The organism is Microvirga sp. HBU67558, assembly GCF_018069605.1.
In the GTDB taxonomy this organism is placed as follows: domain Bacteria; phylum Pseudomonadota; class Alphaproteobacteria; order Rhizobiales; family Beijerinckiaceae; genus Microvirga; species Microvirga terrae.
In genome coordinates, this window is record NZ_JAGPUP010000227.1 from 1 (window position 1) to 578 (window position 578).

Sequence of the window (578 nt, forward strand, 5' to 3'; positions counted from 1 at the left end):
CTGGTGGCCAACGACGGCAACAATGCCAGCGACATCTTCCTGGTCGACCTGCTCTACAAGGCCAATGCCGCTGCCATCCTGGACGGCCGCTTCCTCGAGACCACGCTCGGCGTCGGCGGCGCCTCGAGCGTCAGCATCGCCTGGGGCGACGGCACCACCTCCGCGGCCACACCCGTCGCCGGCCAGGTCAGCCTGCACCACGCCTATGCGACCCCCGGCCGCCAGAGTGCGGTCGTCACCCTGGTCGAGGGCGCGCTCACCTGGGCCGTCGCCCACAGCATCGATCCCGCGGCCGGCACGATGGCGCGCAACACCGCCGTGTTCGACACCCTCTCCGGCAGCGCCGGCAACGACACCCTCTCGGGCGACGCCTTCGCCAACATCCTCAACGGCGGCGCCGGCCACGACCGGCTCGACGGCGGCGCCGGCGCCGACGTGCTCAGCGGCGGGGTTGGCGACGACACCTATGTGACGGATGGGCTCGACACGATCATCGAGACGGCCAATGGCGGCATCGATACCGTTCTTGCAAACGCCAGCTTCTCGCTGGAAGCCCTGGCCCAGGTCGAGAACCTCAC

1 protein-coding gene is annotated in these 578 nt (G+C 70.1%); it reads left to right on the top strand.

Annotated elements, in window-relative coordinates:
• Nucleotides 1-578, top strand: a 578-nt coding sequence (locus KBI52_RS00950; RefSeq protein WP_371823088.1) for a calcium-binding protein, incomplete at both ends; no start/stop codon positions are given.